This is a genomic window from Nitrosophilus sp. (assembly GCF_982775275.1).
In genome coordinates, this window is record NZ_CEXZHP010000284.1 from 1 (window position 1) to 1,414 (window position 1,414).

Sequence of the window (1,414 nt, forward strand, 5' to 3'; positions counted from 1 at the left end):
CTGTAGGAGAAACTCAAGATCAGATGTTTAAAGTTCTTGATGAAGTTGCACCTTTAATGCCAAAAAATAAGCCTCGTTATTTAATGGGAGTAGGAACTCCTTCAGATATTTTGGGTGCAGAGATTTATGATCCGCAAAACAACCGCTTTAAAATCAAAAAAGGTCCCATCTTCACCAATCTTCTCCTTGCCGATGAGATAAACCGTGCGCCTGCAAAAGTGCAGTCTGCTCTTTTGGAAGTGATGCAGGAGAAACAGGTAACTATAGGTGATACAACCTTTGGACTCGATTTGCCTTTTTTTGTTATGGCAACACAAAACCCTGTTGAACAAGAGGGTGTGTACCAACTTCCAGAGGCACAGCTTGACCGTTTTATGTTAAAACTTATTGTTGGGTACAACACCAAAGAGGAGGAGCTTGAGATTGCACGCCGTATCTCAAGCGGAAAGTTTGAAAATATTGAGGCGGTACTAAGTAAAGAGGAGCTTGATACACTCAAAGACACCATCAAAGAGATCCATGTGGATGCGGAGGTGGAGGAGTATATGATAGAGCTTGTCAATGCTACAAGAAATCCACAAGAGTATGGACTTGATGAGATAAAAGAGTATATACAGTTTGGTGCATCTCCGAGGGTGAGTATCGATATGTTCAAAGCGGTAAAAGCGATGGCTTTTATGCGTGGCAAAGATTTTGTGACACCTGTGGATGTTGCCTACATTATCAAAGAGTTGATGCGTCACCGTATTGTTTTAACCTATGAAGCGGAAGCTGAAGGTATTACAACCGATGCAATTATTCAAAAAGTGCTTGAGATAGTACCTATTCCATAAAGGGAAGATTTTGAGTAAACTGCAAAAAATACTTGTTCGGGCTCGTCGTCAGGTTTTTTCTGAAATGGTGGGGAACAACCCCTCTATATTTCAAGGGGAGGGGTACGATTTTATAGAGTTGCGTGAATATATGCCGGGGGATGATATTCGCCATATAGATTGGAATATCACGGCAAAACTGCAAAAACCCTATATAAAAATTTTTCGTGAAGAGAGGGAGCTGAACGTGGTGGTTGCTTCTGTGCTAAATGGAAGTGTCCATTTTGGATCGAAACGATTTAAGCAAGATGTTATAGCCGAAGTTGTGGCACTGCTTAGTTTTTCAACCATCAAAAACGGAGACCTTTTAAGCAACTATATCTTTACCGATAGGATGGTTTCACACCTCAAACCGAGTAAAAAACTTTTTCAGGTACGTAAAAGTGTGGATGAGATTCTCCGTTTTGAAGCACTCCATCAAAAAGCAGATTATACATACCTTGCACACACCCTTTTTAAACGTTTAAAAAGAAAATCACTTATTGTGGTTGTGGGGGATTTTTTTGAGATTCCCGATTTTAAACTTTTGGCAAAAAAACATG

General features: G+C 40.1%; 2 protein-coding genes. Both read left to right on the forward strand.

Annotated elements, in window-relative coordinates; genetic code table 11:
- On the forward strand, positions 1–833 hold an 833-nt coding region (locus tag AC30RD_RS09290; RefSeq protein WP_489494258.1), incomplete at its 5' end, for an AAA family ATPase.
- A 10-nt stretch (positions 834–843) separates the two neighbouring features.
- Positions 844–1,414: DUF58 domain-containing protein (locus AC30RD_RS09295; protein WP_489494259.1), on the forward strand; the 571-nt coding region annotated here is incomplete at its 3' end.